Below are 17,745 nucleotides of genomic sequence, written 5' to 3' on the forward strand. Positions count from 1 at the left end.
ATACTATTCCATAGAGACAGAAGTACAAGTATTCTGACTTATTATCTCCGAATTTGATTGTGTAATTTTGTGCAATAATTGCATCACTCGATGTTCAAATTCTTGGGGTGTTACTTGTCCTTTTTCCAGAAATTCTGTATGTCCTAGCTTTAGTCGTTTTCTCTCAGACTCTTGCAATTGTTTGGCCGAATAAATCATCAGAGGAATCTTGCAAAGTTGGTTGTGTTGCTGTAGCCATTCCACAACCATAAATCCATCACCTTCAGGCAAAACTAGATCCAGAATCAGCAAATCAGGCTTCACTTTTTGACTGAGACGAATTGCTTCTTTACCTGTTTTGGCATGAACAATATTAATATCATGAAGTTTAAACAGAGTTTGCAAAACTTCCGCTAAATCGGGATCATCCTCAACCAACAACACACGGATTTGTTTAGCAGAATTTGTGAGTGCTTGTCGTAACGACTCAAATAACAAGCTTTCTTCTAGAGGCTTACTAACCCAATTGACAAAATCTTGATTTGGTTTGCTGTTATCAGTAGGTGTGCAAACACTGCAAATAATAACTGGAATATCTTGAGTATCAACCCGTTGTTTAAGAACTGTCATTGTTTCCCAGCCATTCATACCGGGCATGAGTAAATCTAGTAAAATCACATCTGGATGGCTTGAAGACGCAACCGCGATCGCTTCTTCACCATTAGCGACTGTAACTACCCGATAGTGACGTTTTTCCAGAAGATTTTGTAACTGGCTACGAATCTCAGGATCATCATCACAGACAAGCACCAAAGGTACATGATCACTGTCACGGTATTCTAATTGATTAATGTGAGCATCCTGCAACACAGGTAGTGTAAAGTAAAAAGTACTACCCTCATTCAGCTGACTATCTACCCAAATTTCACCACCATGTTGCTGGACAATACTTTTACAAATCGCCAAACCCAAACCAGTACCCTCATGATTGCGAGAATCTGAAGAATCCACCTGTTGAAAGCGCTCAAAAATACTCTCTAATTTATCAGACGGGATACCGCGCCCGGTGTCACGGACTGTAAATAAGATATGGTAATTAGGAAAGTGGGGTGATGGGGTGATGGGGTGTAGACGCGCTTTGCGCGGCTTCCCGTAGGGTAGGGGTGGTGGAGTGAAGTTTTCTCCACTCACCAACTCTGCGCTTAACCAAACTGTAGAACCAGCAGTAGAAAATTTGATGGCGTTACTGAGTAAGTTGGTTAGAGTTTGTACAATCCGATCAGGATCTGCCCATAGCTGTTGAGATAAGCTAGAAACCGAGAGAGTTACCTTAGCTTTATCAGCTAGGGGTTGCATGACATTGATTGCTTGGGCGATCAAATCAGCGACATTGCAGGTTTGTTTTTCCATTTTGACTTTACCTGATTCAATGCGCTCGATATCAAGGATGTCGTTGATCAGCCTGACAAGACGGTCGGTACTATCCACAGCAATTTGCAGCAAGCGTTTACCTTGTTCTGAATCTGGTTTGATTAAACCACTGGCTAACATCCCCAAGGAACCATGAATCGAAGTTAGGGGTGTGCGGAGTTCGTGACTGACAACAGAAACAAATTCATCTTTCATCCGTTCTACTTGCTTGCGATCGCTTACATCTTGCAAGTAAACCGTATACACTATTTCTTGACCCAGTTGTAACTTAGAAATAGAAGCCTCTGCGGGAAACTCTGATCCATCTTTGCGCCGCCCGTAAATTTCCCGACGTTCTCCCATCCTGCGGGCAACTTTTGTAGATCTACCAAAGTCTGCTACATACTGTCGATGCGCCTGAATATATTGCGATGGAATTAATATATCTAGGGGCTGTCCCAAAACTTCTTGACTAGTGTAACCAAAAATTTTCTCTGCTCCTTGGTTAAACAGAGTAATCTTTTGACTACCATCAATAGAAATAATTGCATCATCTGCGATCGATACTATACCAGCAAACATCGCTTGGGAGTTCCGCAGTTCTTCTTGTGTGCGTTGGCGTTCGTTGAGTTCAGACTGGAGTTGTTGATTAATTCTAGTTAGCTCGGCTGTACGTTCTGCTACTCGTAGTTCTAATTCTTCTTTAGCTTGGCGCAATTCTTGTTCTATCGTCGCTTGTTGACGCAGGCGGGTGTTGAGTTGCGTCTCTGCTTGTGTATTTCCTCCTTGGTAAATTTCTCGCATCCGTCGTAAGCTAAACCGTTCTAGACGATTGACAATCCTAGTCACGAGTTCTGGCCCGACGATGGGTTTGCTCACAAAGTCATCTGCACCGACTGCAAAAACCTGATTAACAATACCAGCATCGTTATGAACAGTGAGAAATAAGATTGGTAATTCACTCCATTGAGGATCATTGCGTACTACTTGGCAAAGTTCTATACCATTTATCCCTGGCATTTCGATATCAAGAATCAGTAAATCTGGTGTGACTGCTTCCAGAGTTTCCCAAAAATGCAGGGTGTTTTGCAAATATGTAACTTTGATTCCCCAAGGCAGTAGTAATTTTTGTAATAAAGCTCCTATTTTTGGATCATCGTCTACAGCAAGTATGTGGGCTTCTGCATGGGGAGACTCTTGCAACACTTGATTGACTGCTTCTAACACTTGGTTAGCAGACATTGGCTTGGGTAAAAAGGTGTGTCCACCATTGCGAGCAACTTGTAGACGATTGCTAAAGTCACTGTCTTTAGTTAAAACTATTGCTGGTACGGGGGGTTTGCGTTGGTGCAATTCTGCTAGCAGGCTAAAACTGTCTTCATGATCTAAAGAAACATCCGGGTCTAGCAGAACAATACTAGGATGATTTTGATACAGTATAGTTCTGGCGGTTGTAGTATCAGTAGCGATCGCCACCTGTAAATTTTTGTTAGTAGCTTCCTGTTGAATTTGTTCTGTGAAAGTGCGATCGCAATCTACCACCAACAACAAAGGATGCTCATCTTCACAATGGAGTGTAAATTCTGCATCTTGCTTATTACCTGCAATTTCCTGACGTAATTGCTGTACCCAACTCAGCAACTGAGTAGTATCATCTTCACTCAGAGTTTTATTAGCTTTTAGCAACTGCTCAATTCTATGTGCTAGTTGGGAACCAACAGCAAAACTAAAAGTAGCCAATGAGCCAGCAAGGGTATGTGCTTCTTGAAGAGCCTGTTTTCTGAGCTTTTGATTCAATCTTTTACGCTTGGCATCCTCAGCAGCTTGCTCGAGCAATCCTACTTGTTCTTCTACCCTAGCTTTATATTTATTCCACACTCCAGTCACAGCTGCAAGTGTCTGTTGAGAAGACGGGACTGTAATAGACGGTGCGGAGAATTTTTCATCTGTATTCCCCGTGTCCTCTTGTCCCCCTTGTCCTCCTATCCCCAACTCTTCCCTACGTGGTTTCAACCGATAACCAATACCATAGACTGTTTCAATTAGATCCCCAGGCGCACCCACGGCTTTTAATTTGTGCCGTAATCCTTTGATATGGGTACGAACAGCCTCTTCTCCTGGTATATCGTCATAAGACCAGAGATGCTCTAAAATCATGCCACAGCTAAAAACTCGGCGACTATTTCGCAAAAATAGCTCTAGCAAGGCGTATTCCTTGGGAGTTAATGGCAGCAATTCCCCAGCATAAGTAACTTCACAACTAGTAGGATCAAGCCGTAGATTACCCCATTCTAAAACTGGTTGCGATATTGCTCCTCCGCGACGTAACAACGCTCTGATCCGAGCCACTAATTCTTCTTCATCAAAGGGTTTGACGAGGTAGTCATCTGCGCCAGCATCTAAACCAATTGCCTTTTCATGACTGCTATCGCAACCCGTCAACAACAGAATTGGCATTTGCAAACCATGGGCTCTAATTTTCCGACACAGTGTAATACCGTCTATCTCCGGCAAGATCACGTCTAAGAGAATTAGATCATAATCAAAAGTTTGTATTAAATCCCAAGCTGCTTGACCATTAAAGGCTTCTTCCACAGCATAATTGTAATTCGTAAGGACAGCAGCAAGTACATGGGCAACAAGCTCATCATCCTCGACAATTAATATCTTCATTGTAAAGAATTAAATTATATTAATGAAAACAAAAGCTTATGGATGCAAATAGTTAAAATCTAAGTCAAAAAAATAAGCATCAATGTGATCTTAAAAAAGATATCAAAAAGAGTTAATCGCGCTTTACAAAAGTCTAATTTAGTTTATAAGTTTAAATACAAATTCCATAACGTACTCCTATTGGAATGCACAGCGATCGCCACAAATTTAGACAAATTTAGTGTCTGCGGACAAATAGATGCAAAATTTGAACGATTTCACCCTGTCTAGTGACAGCTATACATGTTGTTAGAAGTAAAAAATGTTTAAATAGCCCTAGTTAAAACTGACGCGGTGACTCAGCAATGATATGAACTACGAAACTGCTTGCAAATTTCTCATAGATCAAACAATCGCCTCTGAAGAAAACCCCGATGCGCTACTCAGCCGCTTGCAGCAGGGGAAACCACCAGTTCCCGGTCAGATTACCTCAACTTTACTGGCGTTGAAAGTAGTGTTTGAAGGTCTCAAAGAAGCCACTACTATTGAACGAGAACTCGCCTACGCCTTATATCAACTCACCATCAAAACTCAAATGCTGTTTGCAGCAGGACGCAAAGCAGGGGTTGACTGGCCCCCTCTGCTGAAAGAAGATTTATTGAGAATAGCGATCGCCACTGAAAGTATCTTTTCTGGTAAATGGCAAAATTTACATTAATTTAGTTGGTGGTTGCTGGTTGATTGTTGTTTGGAATAACCAACAACCAACAACCAACTAACTACTATCTACTTTTCAACTGCGCTTCTAGTTTATTCAAATCAGATTTGAGTAAAACAGTAATTTGACCAGTAAAAGCCTTACCGTTCTTTGGTTGGGCAATTTCTACCCAGTATGCGTAGCGATCGCCTACACGTAATTCTCCCCGCAAAGCTTCCCGGATGGGAGTTTTGGCAAAACGAGCGGAGTTAACGGTACTTTGACTAGGATATTCGTAGATTACCTGAGCGCGTCTAAAGTCTTGGTAAATATCCAAGCCATATAACACTCGCAATGATTCTTCCAGGCGTTCAAAACTCATGCCATTAATGGCATCATACATGCTCAGTCTCTCACTCCGAATGCGACTACGGTCTTTGATAAACTCCACTTTTCCAGGAGCAAATACCGATGCTTGAAAAGTGAATCGCTGGGCTGCTGTATCGCTTTTCTGTATAAAAAATTTCTCGTTAATATTGGGACGCAGGGTAGGGTGTGCTTGAATCCAAGCACCTACTTCTTCTGTCGTTTGTCCTGGTAAAGCCTTGGCTTGGTCAGCAAAAAATGTTCCCCCACAGACATAGGGAACGAGAGAAAAAGGTAGTATCAAAACTTTCAGTAGGGAATTTTTTAGCATTTCTTTATACCAACCTTTATTAAAAGGACTAAACTCATCCCACACCTTGAAGGAGTGGTAATAGGTAATTAGCCCATTACCAAAGGCGGTGGATCATGGTTCATCCCGCCCTTTGAAGGAGTCGGATGAACCGCCGCCTTTGAGTGATTTTATTTTTCCCCTGCTGTCTTGATTTATTTATAAGTAATCCTACGGAATCATCGCGACTTTAATCACTTTGCGCGATCGCATATCACAAAACACAGCTTCCAAATCTTGCAAAGGACGCTGTTCGCTAATTAACAACTCAAAAGGAATTCTGCGACTAGCAATTAATGATAACGCTGCCCTGACAAACTCAGGGGTATTATGAAATACTCCTTTGAGGGTAAGTTCGCTGTAGTGGAGTTGTTCTGTGTTGACGGTAATTGTCGTGTCTCGTGGACAACCGCCGAATAAATTCACAGTTGCACCAGGACGGGCGCAGGCGATCGCTGTTTCCCAAACACTGGGTAAACCCGTCGCTTCAATGACTACATCTGCACCCCAACCATCTGTAAATTCTTTGACTAAGGTAGGTATATCTGGTAACTGTCGATAATTAAACGTCTGGGCTGCACCAAGTTTTTGACCAATTTCTAGCCTGTCGTCATTACCACCGAATAACAGTACTTCCGCCCCTAAATCATGAGTCAACTTAGCTACAAACATCAGCCCGATCGCCCCATCTCCCAAAACTACCACCCGATCTCCAAGCTTGACGTTGGAACGAGCTGCCCCATGTAGCACACAAGCCAGAGGTTCTGTCATTGCTGCCAATTCATAAGGTAAATCTTCTGGTATTGGCAATAAATTATGCTCTACAATCGGCGCAGGAATTTTGAGATATTCAGCAAAAGTACCGTTGTTCCATGTCAAATTGGGACAAAGGGAATATTCTTGACGTTGACAAAAAAAACAATTCATGCACGGAGCCGAATTATTAGCAACCACGCGATCGCCTATTTGCCAACCTGTGACACCTTCACCAATGGCAACGATTTGCCCAGCCGCTTCATGACCAAAGAGAGTAGGAGGTTTCAGCATCTTGGCATGACCGCCGCGACGCCACACTTTTAAATCTGTACCACAAGTTGTCGCCGCTCCCACTTGGATCACTACCTCTCCTTTTTTGGGAGTAGGGTCAGCAACTGTTTCCAAGCGTAAATTTTCTTTACCGTAAAGTAAGGCTGCTAGCACAGCTTATAACCCACTAATAAGCTCCAACTGATTTTATCAAAATCAGGGTATTTGTCCTTTGTCATTCTTCATGGGCTGGAGAACCAAGCTAATTATGCAAAATTAGTATTACATATTGGCTAAAGTTCTTGTTGCATAGTTAATCCCATTTAATCGTGAGAATCATTGTTGGGAAATAAGTAGGCGATCGCAACCCAACCAGATAAAGTTAGTAAACTCACTAAAAATGCAGCCATAAAAATCATAGACATAATAATTTATAACTATCAGTCTGATATGAACTAGCTATGACTGTGCTATGTCAATTTCTTGTATTGAATTTCTGATAATGCAGCACGCAACTAAACACTGAAGAAGGCATCTTAACTATTAGTCATTGTGCTATTCACTCGCTTTCTTCATCACCCCATCACCCCACTCCTCTCAACTCTGGGCTGAATTTGAAGATAAAGGCAGACAAAAACGAAAAGTGCTACCTTGTCCTAGTTCACTTTCTACTTCCATATAGCCGCCTTGTAGCTCTACCAAGCGGCGGGAGATGGTTAAACCAATACCAGTACCACCGGAATGGCGATCGCGAGATTTGTCAGCTCGCCAGAAGCGTTCAAATATATGGGGTAAATCTCCTGGGGCTATTCCCATACCTGTATCAATGACTGCTATCCAGAGTTTTGAGCCATCAACCCAAGCCCTGATAGTAATTTTGCCTTGATTTGTGTAGCGTACTGCATTGCCAATTAAATTTACCAACACCTGTTCTGTCCGATCAATATCTGCTAAGACGAAAGGTAGCTGGGGTGGAGATTCTAGTTGCAGAACCGGGCCATCTTCAAGCAATTGATCGGCAAACTTAGTTACTAATGACTCTAATAAAGGACGTATATTTACAGGCTGGATATTAATTGGCAAATAACCAGCTTCTGCCTTGGAAAGTTCCTGCAAATCATTGACTAAACGTTCTAAGCGCTTAGTTTCTCTAACTAACCGTAGATAAATTTCTGGGGAAGGTTCTATACTCCCATCAGCTAGTTCCTCCAAATAACCGCGTACCACTGTCAGGGGTGTCCGCAATTCATGAGTCATATCTCCTATTAATTCCCGCCGCCGCGTTTCTACCCCTTCTAAGCTGGCTGCCATACGATTAAAACTTGTCCCCAGTCTGTTAAGTTCTGGAATGTCGGACATCGGTAGGCGAGCATTTAGTCTACCTGTGGCAAACTCCTGGGTAACTTTTTCCATCTCGGTCAAACCTTGCATAATCCGCCTAGAAACCCAGAAGCTTAATCCTCCTGCTGCTGTACCGCCAACTATAACTGACCAGATAGTACTGCGTCTCCACGCACCTTCAAATCCGTCAACTAATTCTGTACGGACATTAAATAATCTGTAACCTCGTTTTTCTAATTGCTGTAAGTGCAGGACAAAAAAACGTGGAGAAGAAAGTTTGCTGATGATTACAAGGGTAAATACCCCCACAATCATCACTACCAAGTGGGAGAAAAATAAGCGAGTTGCCAAAGGTAAGGACTTTGTTGATCGCCGACCCTTGTTAATCATTTAAACTTCACACTACATGAGAGTCTTCAAATTTGTAGCCTATGCCTACAACAGTTTTAACAAAAGTGGGATTAGCAGGATCTGGCTCTATTTTTTTCCGCAACCGCGCTATGTGAGTATCTACCACCCGTTCATCACCATAAAAGTTATCACCCCAAAGCTTGTCAATTAGCTGGCTGCGGTTCCAAACTCGACCAGGACTGCTGATAAAAGTACTCAACAAATTAAATTCTAGAGCTGTTAACTCTAGAATTTCTGGTGGCTGAGAATCTATCTGACGACTGATAGTACGCTGTTCTACATCTACTGTAAAATGTTGCGTACGATAAATTTGATGTTGACCCCCACCCCGCAGACTACGCCGCAAAAGAGCGCGCACTCTGGCAACTAGCTCTCTGGGGCTAAAGGGTTTAACCATATAATCATCAGCACCAGTAGATAGGCCAATCACGCGGTCTATTTCCTCGCCTTTGGCTGTGAGCATCAAGATATAAGGGTCTTTTACCCCTGGTTTTTGCCGAATTCTGGCACAAACTTCCAGCCCATCTAAGCCAGGAATCATTAAATCCAGAATAATTAAGTCTGGTGGTTGCTCTTGAAACATCCGCAAAGCGGTGTTCCCATCACGACAGATGCGACAAACAAATCCTTCTTTTTCTAGAGAATGTTGGATCAACTGAGCAATTTCCGGTTCATCCTCAACGATTAAAATATCCATTTGAGTAAGAGGCGAGTAAAATGCACAGAGTAAATTAAGAGCAGTTTACTCTAGAAAATATCTACTGCTCTGGCAATATACCAGCATAGATGAGGATGAATTGATCAGGAAATTTTTATTGTAGGCTGGTGTTTGATAGAGGACGGTAGTTGTAACCAGAGTTAGAGTCTTTTTGAATGTGTTGTTTGATTATATCTAAGTCGATAAAGCTGTCAGCAACATCGATTAGACTATCACTGGTCATTGATCGGACGCTCACAATTTCTACTCGTACTCCTTTGTAAGCGATCGCGTTCACAGCATAGGCTAAATCTCCATCCCCACTCACTAAAACCGCAGTATCGTAGTAGGGAACTAAATTGATCATATCTACAGCCATTTCTACATCTAGATTGGCTTTTTTAGAACCATCGGGAAACTGGACTAATTCTTTGGTAACTACCCGATAACCATTACGACGCATCCACAACAGAAAACCCTGCTGTTTGTCATTATTGCGATCCACACCGGTGTAGAAGAATGCACGCAATAGCTTTGCATTCTCGGTTAAGCAACAAAGTAGTTTGGCATAGTCTATCTCAATTCCAAGTTGTAAAGCTGTATAAAATAGACTTGAACCATCAATAAAAATAGCCACACGACCGCGATTTGAGTGACTGGAAATGACTGTATCTGCTGAAGAATCTGGCATAATTAGATCTTCAGTTTCAATACTGGTGTCCATTACATTCTCTCCCTGCCATTGCGGTCTTTGTTTAAGTAATTTATATGAGTTTGTCTGTTTGCTAAAAGTAGTAAAATTCATTGATACCTCTTGATTTTAAATCTGGAAAGTTTTTCCTAAAATTTGTCAACACAAACACTTTACTGATTTGTGACTGTGACAGCAAAGCATATCTATTCATATGTGGACTCCTTACAGGCAGCATACTCTTTGGGAGAGAATTAAGTGAGTCATCAGCACATAATCCTATTTTAACTAGGCTATTACTCTTCGCTTCATGGCATCATCTGGCTTATCAAAATAAATGGCTGACATTAAAAGAAATTAATGTCAATCGTTTTAGTTAAGTATGCAACAAATGAATACTAATATATTGTTATATCCGCACATTGTCTGGACAATATCAATTTAAAAAGCTACTGATAAATCAAAGTTATCTGAAATTTATTGAAAATAGGATATGTATTTACAAAAATTCCTGTTTTAACTTCTCATCTTGCACCAGTCCCAATAACTTCTCCGAATAGCTGTGAATAAATTCCGCCTACCAATATGAAATCTCGTACCTGTTGTTTCCATTTCAGTAGAGACCTGTTACAAGTTTCAATTGCAACAAGAATTTCTACCTGATGTTGACTAGTTCCTTTAAGCAGTCTATTGAATTTCTTTATCTCCTTATTAAAAAAATACATCAGTTTTTGAATTGGTCTTTAGCACCTAAATGCTAAAAATAAGCAGTAAGAAGCTTACTATCAACCAAATTATTACAGCAGCTTAGTAAGTTATGGCTCACAAAATAGCTGAATTTTCAATATCAAAACGATTATTTTTGAAACTTATACAATACTCTATTTATTACTGCTATGCTGTAATTTAATCAACATTGTTATAAAAGTAAAAATAAATTATTCTAATGCTAAATATCTTGAAATGTTATAAATATCTATCAAGAGCAATGGCACAGAGGTAATGGATTATGAGGCAAAATAACAACTACCCATTACCCATTACCAATTACCAATCTACTTAAGTTTTGTAGTTAGCTTATTTGGTTCAATTGCATGAATTAATCCTTGTACGGTCAAAACAGAGCAGGGAGCGTGATGCAGAACATAATTGCTTACACTACCAAGGAAAAACTCACTGATACCCCGACGACCTCGCCGACCAATCATAATTAAGTCAGCTTTCCAATTTTGAGCTACTTCACAAATCACTCTACCTGGTTCACCAAAATTTTGGGTATATTCAGTTGTTACACCTTTGGCGATCGCTTGATCATAAAAAATCTTTAAAAATTCTATACCTTCTTGTTTGAGTGTTTCCCAGCGGCTCATGTAGTAATTTACAGCTTCCGGACGAAAACTGGGATAGAGACTGTCTGTGTGTAAAGCTATGGAACTTGGGTAACGCTCATCAAAAGGATCAAGAACATGAAGTAACATCAGACTAGCGTTTAGTTTTTGTGCTAAAGCAAGAGCTTCATCAAAAACGCATTGTCCAATTTCAGAATTATCTATGCCAACCAAAATTTTATAAAACATACTAATTATTCCTTAGTCAAAAGGCACGTATAAACCTGAGCTATAAATTTGAACCCGTTCCTAAGAGATTTTAGCTCTAAGCCGCAAATTTATTTCACGGCTGATTACGACTGGTGCTAAATATCATTTAAAACTTAATTCCACGTTATATAAGTAGTTGGACAAAATTAAGTTCATTCGTGGATACAGGCAATAGGTACTCTTAGAAATAATCTGTGTAATTAATTGTGTCTAAGTACTTAAACTTTATTTACACTTATTGAGATAAAATATGCAATTTTTATTCTCATAGTTCTAATTATAGAAAATGAATGTGACGTTTTTATGAAGAATGATGTAAATTGAGGTTGCGATTAGATAGTGGAATACAAAAAATTTATTTATGTTTATATTCAAAAAATAAACACTTGCTGTAAACTTGAGAAAAATTACATAAGTTAGAAATATTTTAAAAAACATTAGGTGATGATTAGAAATAGATAAACAATTTTCTGTTTGGAAATCAACTAAGTCAAATTGGTGGAAAAAAGTTACTGTTCGTGAACAAATGTGAATAATTACTTTGTTGAATAACCGACAAATAAACTAAAACTAACAGGAGAGCAATTTGTCCACAAGGGATCTTTAGGATTATTCCCCAACTTTTGCCGAATTTAATTTCGGCACAAAATTTCACTACTACCAGTCAAATCGCCAAGTCGTATTTATTCACACCAATTTACTTAATCAAGAATTTGTTTTGATTTGCAATAAACACATTTTCTTCAGAGTTCTCCCTGGTCTTTGAAAGTTTGATCCTTTTTCCCTATTGGGATATGTCCCTCTTGGCCCTAAAATTCTACACGGGGAGCCAACCAAGGCTCCGCCCATGTTTGACTATTAACTCAGGAGTTTTGTTGTGGACTTATCCCTTATTCCCCCCCAGCCTAAGCCAGGTCTAATTAACGTTCTGATTGAAATTACGGGTGGAAGTAAAAATAAATACGAGTACGATAAAGAGCTACAAGCTTTTGCTTTAGATAGAGTGCTTTACTCATCAGTGCAGTATCCATATGATTATGGCTTTGTTCCCAACACTTTAGCTGATGATGGAGACCCACTTGATGGTATGGTGATTATGGACGAACCTACCTTCCCAGGGTGTATAATTGCTGCACGACCCATTGGTATGTTAGAAATGATCGACGGAGGCGATCGCGATGAAAAAATCCTTTGTGTGCCTGACAAAGATCCTCGCTATGCCAACGTCAAATCGATTAAAGACATAGCCCCACATCGGTTAGAAGAAATAGCAGAGTTTTTCCGTACTTATAAAAATCTTGAAAAAAAAGTGACAGAAATTCTTGGTTGGCATGATGTTGATCAAGTTATGCCCCTAGTTGAAAAATGCATTCAAGCTGGTAAAAAGTAAAGGTGATTGGGGAAGGGGGAAGGAGGACAAGGAAGCAATATTTCTCCCTTGTCTTCCCCTCTCCCTGGTCTCCCCCCTCTTCCTTCCCTTCCCTTGTCCTACTTCCTCCAATCCCCACAGGTAATGCATCGCACCCTTCTTCTCGCAAAAATTCACAACTGTACTCTGACAGCAGCGAATCTCAACTATATAGGTAGTATCAGTATTGATCGCATCTTGATGGAAAAAGCTGGTATCTTACCTTATGAGCAGGTACAAGTAGTGAACATTACTAATGGCGAGCGCTTTACTACTTATGCGATCCCAGCTCCGGCAAATTCTGGAGCGATTGAACTCAATGGTGCAGCAGCACGTCTAGGCATTACAGGCGATCGCTTGATTATAATGTCTTACGGGCAGTTTACTACAGAAGAGTTAAAAACTTACTCTCCGACTGTTGTCATTGTGGACGAAAAAAATCGTATTTTGGAAATTCGCTACTATGATGACCTGCTCAGTAAGACCTAATCGCAAAAAAGATGTCAAATTTTGAGCTGTCGTCCCCCCAGAGCTACGTAAACCAAGAGCAAGCTACTCAAGTCCCTAACCATGAGCAAAAATTCGTAGTGCAATTTTGGGGTGTACGGGGCTTAATTCCCACCCCTGGGAGCAATACCTGCCATTATGGTGGTAATACCGCCTGTGTAGAGATGCAATTAGCTAACAAACGCCTCATTTTTGATGGAGGTACTGGTTTACGTGTACTAGGTAAAAGTTGGCTAAAACAACAGCAACCAATAGAAGCTCATTTATTTTTTACTAACTCCCAATCAAATCGTATCCAAGGATTCCCATTCTTTGCCCCAGCATTTATTCCGGAAAATAGTTTTCATATCTATGGAACAGCAGCCTCAAATGGAGCTTCGATAAAGCAATGTCTATGTGATCAGATGCTGTTACCCCACTTTCCTTATCCTTTACAGGTGATGCAATCGGAATTGCAGTTTCACAACTTAAACCCAGGTCAGGTAGTAAAGCTAGATGATGTCACGATTACAACAGCACTAATTAATAAAACCCAAAAGTCTATTGGCTATAAAATCAGTTGGCAGAATTATATCGTTGCCTATGTCACTGATTTACAAAAGGAAATTGATGCAGCCGAGCAAGAAAGCATCACACATTTAGTAAAAGATGTTGATTTGCTGATTACTAATATCAGCACTTCTTTGACATTCCACAAAACTGAATCTGATAATTCACACTGGCAAACTGCTGTAAATTTGGCTCTTACATCTAACATCAAGCAAATAGTGTTTTCTCACCACCACCCAGACCATAGCGACGATTGGCTTGATCAGGTGCAAATAGAAATTGCATCTGCTTTTCCAGAAGCCATAATTGCCCGTGAAGGGTTAATTTTAGTTGTTGGTCAATAGTCATCCGTTAATAGGATTTTAGATTTTGGACTTTGGATTGGTTCTACAGATAAATCTTGAAGGTTTTACCCTGCTCGGAATTATCACTTAACACTCAAGAGTCAATGGTTAGTAGCCTTGAATTATAGACTGTGGGGTTCAAGTTATAAATGCTTTGAGTAACTTCTTGAAGTTTGGCTGCTACTGCACCAGTTCTCAGTAATTCTTTGGCTTTTGCGATACCTGCTAGCATATCTGAACAAATACCAGAACGCCACAAGTAAAACCCACCGTTCCATAAAGCTGTTTCCATCAGTTCAGAAGGTATACCTTTGAGTACGGCTTGCATATCTAATACTAGTTCGACCGTAGTACCCAGGGGTACATTTTTGCTAGTAAAGCCGTAGTCACGGGGAACCAAATGTAATCTTGCTATTTCATTGCTAGTTGCAGGTGTTAGCAAGCCAATAATAGCAGTGCGATCGCGTGGTAAATCACAACTACCTTCTAATCCTTTTACAGTTGTAAAATTAGTTACTCCCCGCCTGGCTAAAGCGTCTTGAAACATAGCTTCTGTGGGAGGATGGACAAACCCCGCCACAATATGAGCATTGCCAGCATAAGGGCACCAAATTAATTCCATTGTGGCAAAAGGTGGGCGCTTACCTAACTGGTCACGGTACTCCCAAATACTTTGGGTTAAAGGAAAATGCTGAGGAGCGTAGACAAAGCCAATTCCCGTTTGCTCAAGCACCTGCTGAGTTTTTTCCAACGTTAACCCAGTCCAATCTACCCCCAAACCCTGCCAAATTTCTACCAAAGGTAAACCATATTTGGTTGGTAAGCGATCGCCCCCATGCATCACCACTGGTTGTCCAGCAGCAGCTAACAATAAAGCTGTGATTGGGCTAATTGGTGCTGTGCGTGTTCTGCCATCATAGGGTATACCCAAAACCATCACTGGTCGCACAGAAGATATAGATGCTAGTTTTGGCCCTAGTTGATCATAAGCATCTAGCATCCCTGCTAGTTCTTCTCCCGTAGGACGTTTAATGCGGTGGGCAATTAAAAAAGCCCCGATTTGGGCTGGTGTCGCTTCACCCAGCAGCATCATCCTAGTTGCTGTAGCAGCTTCCTCACGAGTCAAGTTTTCTCCCGTATGATTACCACTGCCTACCTTTTTCAGTAAGTCCCGAAATGTATTTTTCATAGGTCAAAAGTTAGTGGTTAGTGGATAGTGGGTAGTGGTTAGTGGTTATAAAGTCAACAACTAACTACTAACAACTAACTACTATCAATTAACAAGCCGATCGCTCTAAAATAACTTGTGGTGGTACATTTTCCCTCACTAACTGCCAAAAATGCTTAATAGGAGGAATTTGCAAACGGTCTTGAGTTGTCACCATCACAACTCGGCGAGTCAAATTAGAGTTGTCAGCAGAACTATTATTAGCTAGGGGACGAACCGCAAGGGTTGCGTCTTTACGTGCTTCTACCAATGCTGAATTGGGTAGTAAAGCTACTAATTCTCCCTGACGCACTACTCCCCGGAAAGCATCCAAAGTGTTGACTTCTAAAACTGCCTGGAGTGTAGCTTGCAGGCGTTCAAACCGATCTTGGACTAGACGTTGCATTCCATAACCATCTTTGAATACAACTTGCGGATAACGAACTAACTCTGACCAAGGAATGCGTTCATACTGGGCTAAAGGGTGATTGGCCCCGACAAGAACTTCTATCGGTTCATCATATAAAACTTCTACCACCATTTCTTTCCCGGCAGTTAAAAAGCGATTATTCATGACAATTGCCATATCTACTAGCCCATCTTTCAGGACTTTTAAAGCCCGATCGCTACCCAAGGATGTTACCCGCAGTTGCACCTCAGGATAATCGTGACAAAATTGTTGCAATACTGGTGGCAAGTAGTAAGCACACAGTGAGTGAATCACAGCTACACACAATTCAGGTTGCTTTCCTGCTACTAAATCCGTTATCTCTTGGGTCGCCGTTTGCCACTCTTGACAAATTTTGCGGGCGCGGGGTAACAGGCGTTCACCAGCTAGTGTTAGCTTTGCTTGACCAGTTCTGTGAAATAACTCCAACCCCAAATCTGCTTCCAGCGCCTGGATTTGGCGACTGATAGTCGATTGGGTAACACTACATTTTTTTGCTGCCCCTTGAAAGCTACCGGTGTCCGCGATCGCTAGGAAGGCTTGCAACTGCTCTAGTCGCATGTTGGTGTAGCCTGCATTACATTTATGGCCTTAACTAACTTAACGTATTTGTAGCAACATTTTAGTAGAGTTTGTTACATCTAATGACTTTTAGCAATCAAAACAACAATTTTTGTGTTTACTTATTTACGTGAATAGTTGTTTGTTGGTGGTTGGTGGTCATTTATCATTGGTCATTGGTTAAGAAGGAACTCTTAACAGGAAATAGGTAATTTCTTCCTTGTCCCCCTTGTCTCCCCACACTCCTTACTCTCTTCTCACCTCAAGATTTCTCAGGGCTGCGATCGCATGTAGTCTCACTAGTTCATCAGCATCTTTCGTCAGGGCAATTAAAGCTTCTTTAGCTTCGATTCTAGCTAATAGCCCTAATGATAAAGCGAGGACTCCTTTGAAAGCGGCATTTTCGAGTGCTGGGTGCTGTTTTTGCAGTATTGCTAATAATATCTCCGTTGCAATTGGCGTTAACTGTGGTTGTTTGATTCGTCCCAGAACAGTTACAATCTCCTGACATAAGGCTACTGATTCTAGTTGGTTAAGCGCTGTGCAGAGATGTTCCAAACTAGAAGGCGTTTCCATCCAGCTTAAAGCGCGGATACATTCCATTTGTAATTTTCCTGGTGTATGGGGTGACATTAGTACCTGAAATAAATACTTAGCAGCGTCGTCACCACCTATACGCGATAAAGCAACTGCGGCAGTACAACAAACCTCCAGATTAAAGTCGTAGAGTTTGGGTTGCACTTTGGTAACTAAATCTAATGTGTCGCGTAATTCTGGGCGGAAGCTCAAACCCTGTACAGCTTCTCGCCGCACCGGTGCAGCAATATCATCCAAAGCCCGTATCAGTACTGGTGGTACACGTTGATCATGAAAGCTACCAAGAGCTTCAATTGCAGTAGCGCGGACGGCTACTGAGGTATCTTCTACTACACTCAATAAAGGTGTAATCACTTCTTGATGACGGATCAGGGATAGCGCTCGCACTGCCAACAAACGTGTGGCGTTATCTCTCAAAAGTTCTGTCAAAGCAGCAATCGCAAGTGTACCCATTTGTCCTAGTGCGGATACTGCCATTGCTCTGAGGTCTTCGTCATCTTCTGTTTTCAGTAATTCTACTAGGGCAGAAATAGCATCAGGGTGCTGAAATTCTCCCAAAAGGCGTGCTGCATACCAGCGTAGTTCTTCTTCCGCCTCTTCATCTGTCAGTATCTCTATCAATGGGGGAATAGCGATCGCTCCCAGATGTTGAATCACCTTGACTATTTCCCAGCGTTGCTGAAAATCCCCCACTACCAGAACTGAAAGTGCTAGCTTTAACAGTTCTGCTTGGTTTTCTTGTATTTCTGGGTTTTTTGGTTTCTTTTCTAGAACTAACTCATGCAGGTATTGAATTAACAACTGCCAGTCAGCAGTACCTTGTGCTGCTTGTGCTCGCAATAAAAGCTGGTTGATATTATTCACTGTTGGTAATTAGTGGTTACTGGTTGGAAATTTAGTTAATAGT

General features: G+C 41.1%; 14 protein-coding genes. 4 read left to right on the forward strand and 10 right to left on the reverse strand.

What is annotated here, in order from left to right; translation table 11 throughout:
* Nucleotides 1-3 precede the first annotated feature (3 nt).
* The gene (locus UYK_RS0116495) at nt 4-4,062 is read right to left on the reverse strand and encodes a response regulator (RefSeq protein WP_016871789.1); all 4,059 of its coding nucleotides are present in this window, start codon (nt 4,060-4,062) and stop codon (nt 4-6) included.
* 349 nt (nt 4,063-4,411) lie between these two features.
* Here UYK_RS0116495 and UYK_RS0116500 point away from each other — a divergent pair, with 349 nt between their 5' ends.
* A complete protein-coding gene (locus UYK_RS0116500) occupies nt 4,412-4,759 on the forward strand; it encodes a hypothetical protein (RefSeq protein WP_009455095.1) in 348 nt (115 codons plus the stop codon).
* Between the two features lie 64 nt (nt 4,760-4,823).
* Here the strand turns inward: UYK_RS0116500 and UYK_RS0116505 are convergent, their stop codons facing one another.
* The 6 genes from UYK_RS0116505 to UYK_RS0116540 form a co-directional block, all read right to left on the reverse strand.
* Nucleotides 4,824-5,435 carry a hypothetical protein gene (locus UYK_RS0116505; protein ID WP_026086496.1) on the reverse strand — a complete coding sequence of 204 codons (612 nt, stop codon included), beginning with the start codon at nt 5,433-5,435 and terminating at the stop codon, nt 4,824-4,826.
* Nucleotides 5,436-5,624: 189 nt separating this feature from the next.
* On the reverse strand, nt 5,625-6,653 hold the full coding sequence (locus UYK_RS0116510) for a zinc-dependent alcohol dehydrogenase (RefSeq protein ID WP_009455098.1): 1,029 nt from the start codon (nt 6,651-6,653) through the stop codon (nt 5,625-5,627).
* A gap of 423 nt (nt 6,654-7,076) precedes the next feature.
* Entirely contained in the window at nt 7,077-8,210 is a 1,134-nt protein-coding gene (locus tag UYK_RS0116520; protein ID WP_009455102.1) for a sensor histidine kinase, read from the reverse strand.
* Nucleotides 8,211-8,217: 7 nt separating this feature from the next.
* Nucleotides 8,218-8,928 (reverse strand): response regulator transcription factor, encoded by a 711-nt coding sequence (locus UYK_RS0116525; protein ID WP_009455104.1) that lies wholly within the window; start codon nt 8,926-8,928, stop codon nt 8,218-8,220.
* Between the two features lie 115 nt (nt 8,929-9,043).
* Nucleotides 9,044-9,733, reverse strand: coding sequence for a LabA-like NYN domain-containing protein (locus UYK_RS0116530; RefSeq protein WP_009455107.1), 690 nt, complete (start codon nt 9,731-9,733; stop codon nt 9,044-9,046).
* 941 nt (nt 9,734-10,674) lie between these two features.
* Entirely contained in the window at nt 10,675-11,196 is a 522-nt protein-coding gene (locus UYK_RS0116540; protein WP_009455109.1) for a universal stress protein, read from the reverse strand.
* Between the two features lie 898 nt (nt 11,197-12,094).
* Here UYK_RS0116540 and UYK_RS0116545 point away from each other — a divergent pair.
* The 3 genes from UYK_RS0116545 to UYK_RS0116555 all read left to right on the forward strand — a co-directional run bounded on the left by UYK_RS0116545 (nt 12,095) and on the right by UYK_RS0116555 (nt 14,025).
* Nucleotides 12,095-12,607 carry an inorganic diphosphatase gene (locus tag UYK_RS0116545; RefSeq protein ID WP_009455110.1) on the forward strand — a complete coding sequence of 171 codons (513 nt, stop codon included), beginning with the start codon at nt 12,095-12,097 and terminating at the stop codon, nt 12,605-12,607.
* A 123-nt stretch (nt 12,608-12,730) separates the two neighbouring features.
* Nucleotides 12,731-13,114 carry an aspartate 1-decarboxylase gene (gene panD / locus UYK_RS0116550; RefSeq protein WP_009455112.1) on the forward strand — a complete coding sequence of 128 codons (384 nt, stop codon included), beginning with the start codon at nt 12,731-12,733 and terminating at the stop codon, nt 13,112-13,114.
* Between the two features lie 11 nt (nt 13,115-13,125).
* Nucleotides 13,126-14,025 carry an MBL fold metallo-hydrolase gene (locus UYK_RS0116555; protein ID WP_009455114.1) on the forward strand — a complete coding sequence of 300 codons (900 nt, stop codon included), beginning with the start codon at nt 13,126-13,128 and terminating at the stop codon, nt 14,023-14,025.
* Between the two features lie 94 nt (nt 14,026-14,119).
* Here the strand turns inward: UYK_RS0116555 and UYK_RS0116560 are convergent, their stop codons facing one another.
* From UYK_RS0116560 to UYK_RS0116570, 3 genes are all read right to left on the reverse strand, one after another.
* On the reverse strand, nt 14,120-15,214 hold the full coding sequence (locus UYK_RS0116560; RefSeq protein WP_016871792.1) for an anthranilate phosphoribosyltransferase family protein: 1,095 nt from the start codon (nt 15,212-15,214) through the stop codon (nt 14,120-14,122).
* A gap of 88 nt (nt 15,215-15,302) precedes the next feature.
* Complete coding sequence (locus UYK_RS0116565) at nt 15,303-16,241, reverse strand: LysR family transcriptional regulator (protein ID WP_009455116.1); 939 nt, start codon at nt 16,239-16,241, stop codon at nt 15,303-15,305.
* A gap of 246 nt (nt 16,242-16,487) precedes the next feature.
* Nucleotides 16,488-17,702: a HEAT repeat domain-containing protein gene (locus UYK_RS0116570; RefSeq protein ID WP_009455117.1), complete on the reverse strand. Its 1,215-nt coding sequence runs from the start codon at nt 17,700-17,702 to the stop codon at nt 16,488-16,490.
* Nucleotides 17,703-17,745 lie beyond the last annotated feature (43 nt).

The sequence above is a fragment of the Fischerella thermalis PCC 7521 genome (assembly GCF_000317225.1).
Lineage (GTDB): Bacteria > Cyanobacteriota > Cyanobacteriia > Cyanobacteriales > Nostocaceae > Fischerella > Fischerella thermalis.

Coding starts and splice junctions, on each gene's coding strand:
- UYK_RS0116495 (WP_016871789.1), bottom strand. CDS start 4,062: ATGAAGATATTAATTGTCGAGGATGATGAGCTTGTTGCCCATGTACTT.
- UYK_RS0116500 (WP_009455095.1), top strand. CDS start 4,412: ATGAACTACGAAACTGCTTGCAAATTTCTCATAGATCAAACAATCGCC.
- UYK_RS0116505 (WP_026086496.1), bottom strand. CDS start 5,435: ATGCTAAAAAATTCCCTACTGAAAGTTTTGATACTACCTTTTTCTCTC.
- UYK_RS0116520 (WP_009455102.1), bottom strand. CDS start 8,210: ATGATTAACAAGGGTCGGCGATCAACAAAGTCCTTACCTTTGGCAACT.
- UYK_RS0116525 (WP_009455104.1), bottom strand. CDS start 8,928: ATGGATATTTTAATCGTTGAGGATGAACCGGAAATTGCTCAGTTGATC.
- UYK_RS0116530 (WP_009455107.1), bottom strand. CDS start 9,733: ATGAATTTTACTACTTTTAGCAAACAGACAAACTCATATAAATTACTT.
- UYK_RS0116540 (WP_009455109.1), bottom strand. CDS start 11,196: ATGTTTTATAAAATTTTGGTTGGCATAGATAATTCTGAAATTGGACAA.
- panD (WP_009455112.1), top strand. CDS start 12,731: ATGCATCGCACCCTTCTTCTCGCAAAAATTCACAACTGTACTCTGACA.
- UYK_RS0116555 (WP_009455114.1), top strand. CDS start 13,126: ATGTCAAATTTTGAGCTGTCGTCCCCCCAGAGCTACGTAAACCAAGAG.
- UYK_RS0116560 (WP_016871792.1), bottom strand. CDS start 15,214: ATGAAAAATACATTTCGGGACTTACTGAAAAAGGTAGGCAGTGGTAAT.
- UYK_RS0116565 (WP_009455116.1), bottom strand. CDS start 16,241: ATGCGACTAGAGCAGTTGCAAGCCTTCCTAGCGATCGCGGACACCGGT.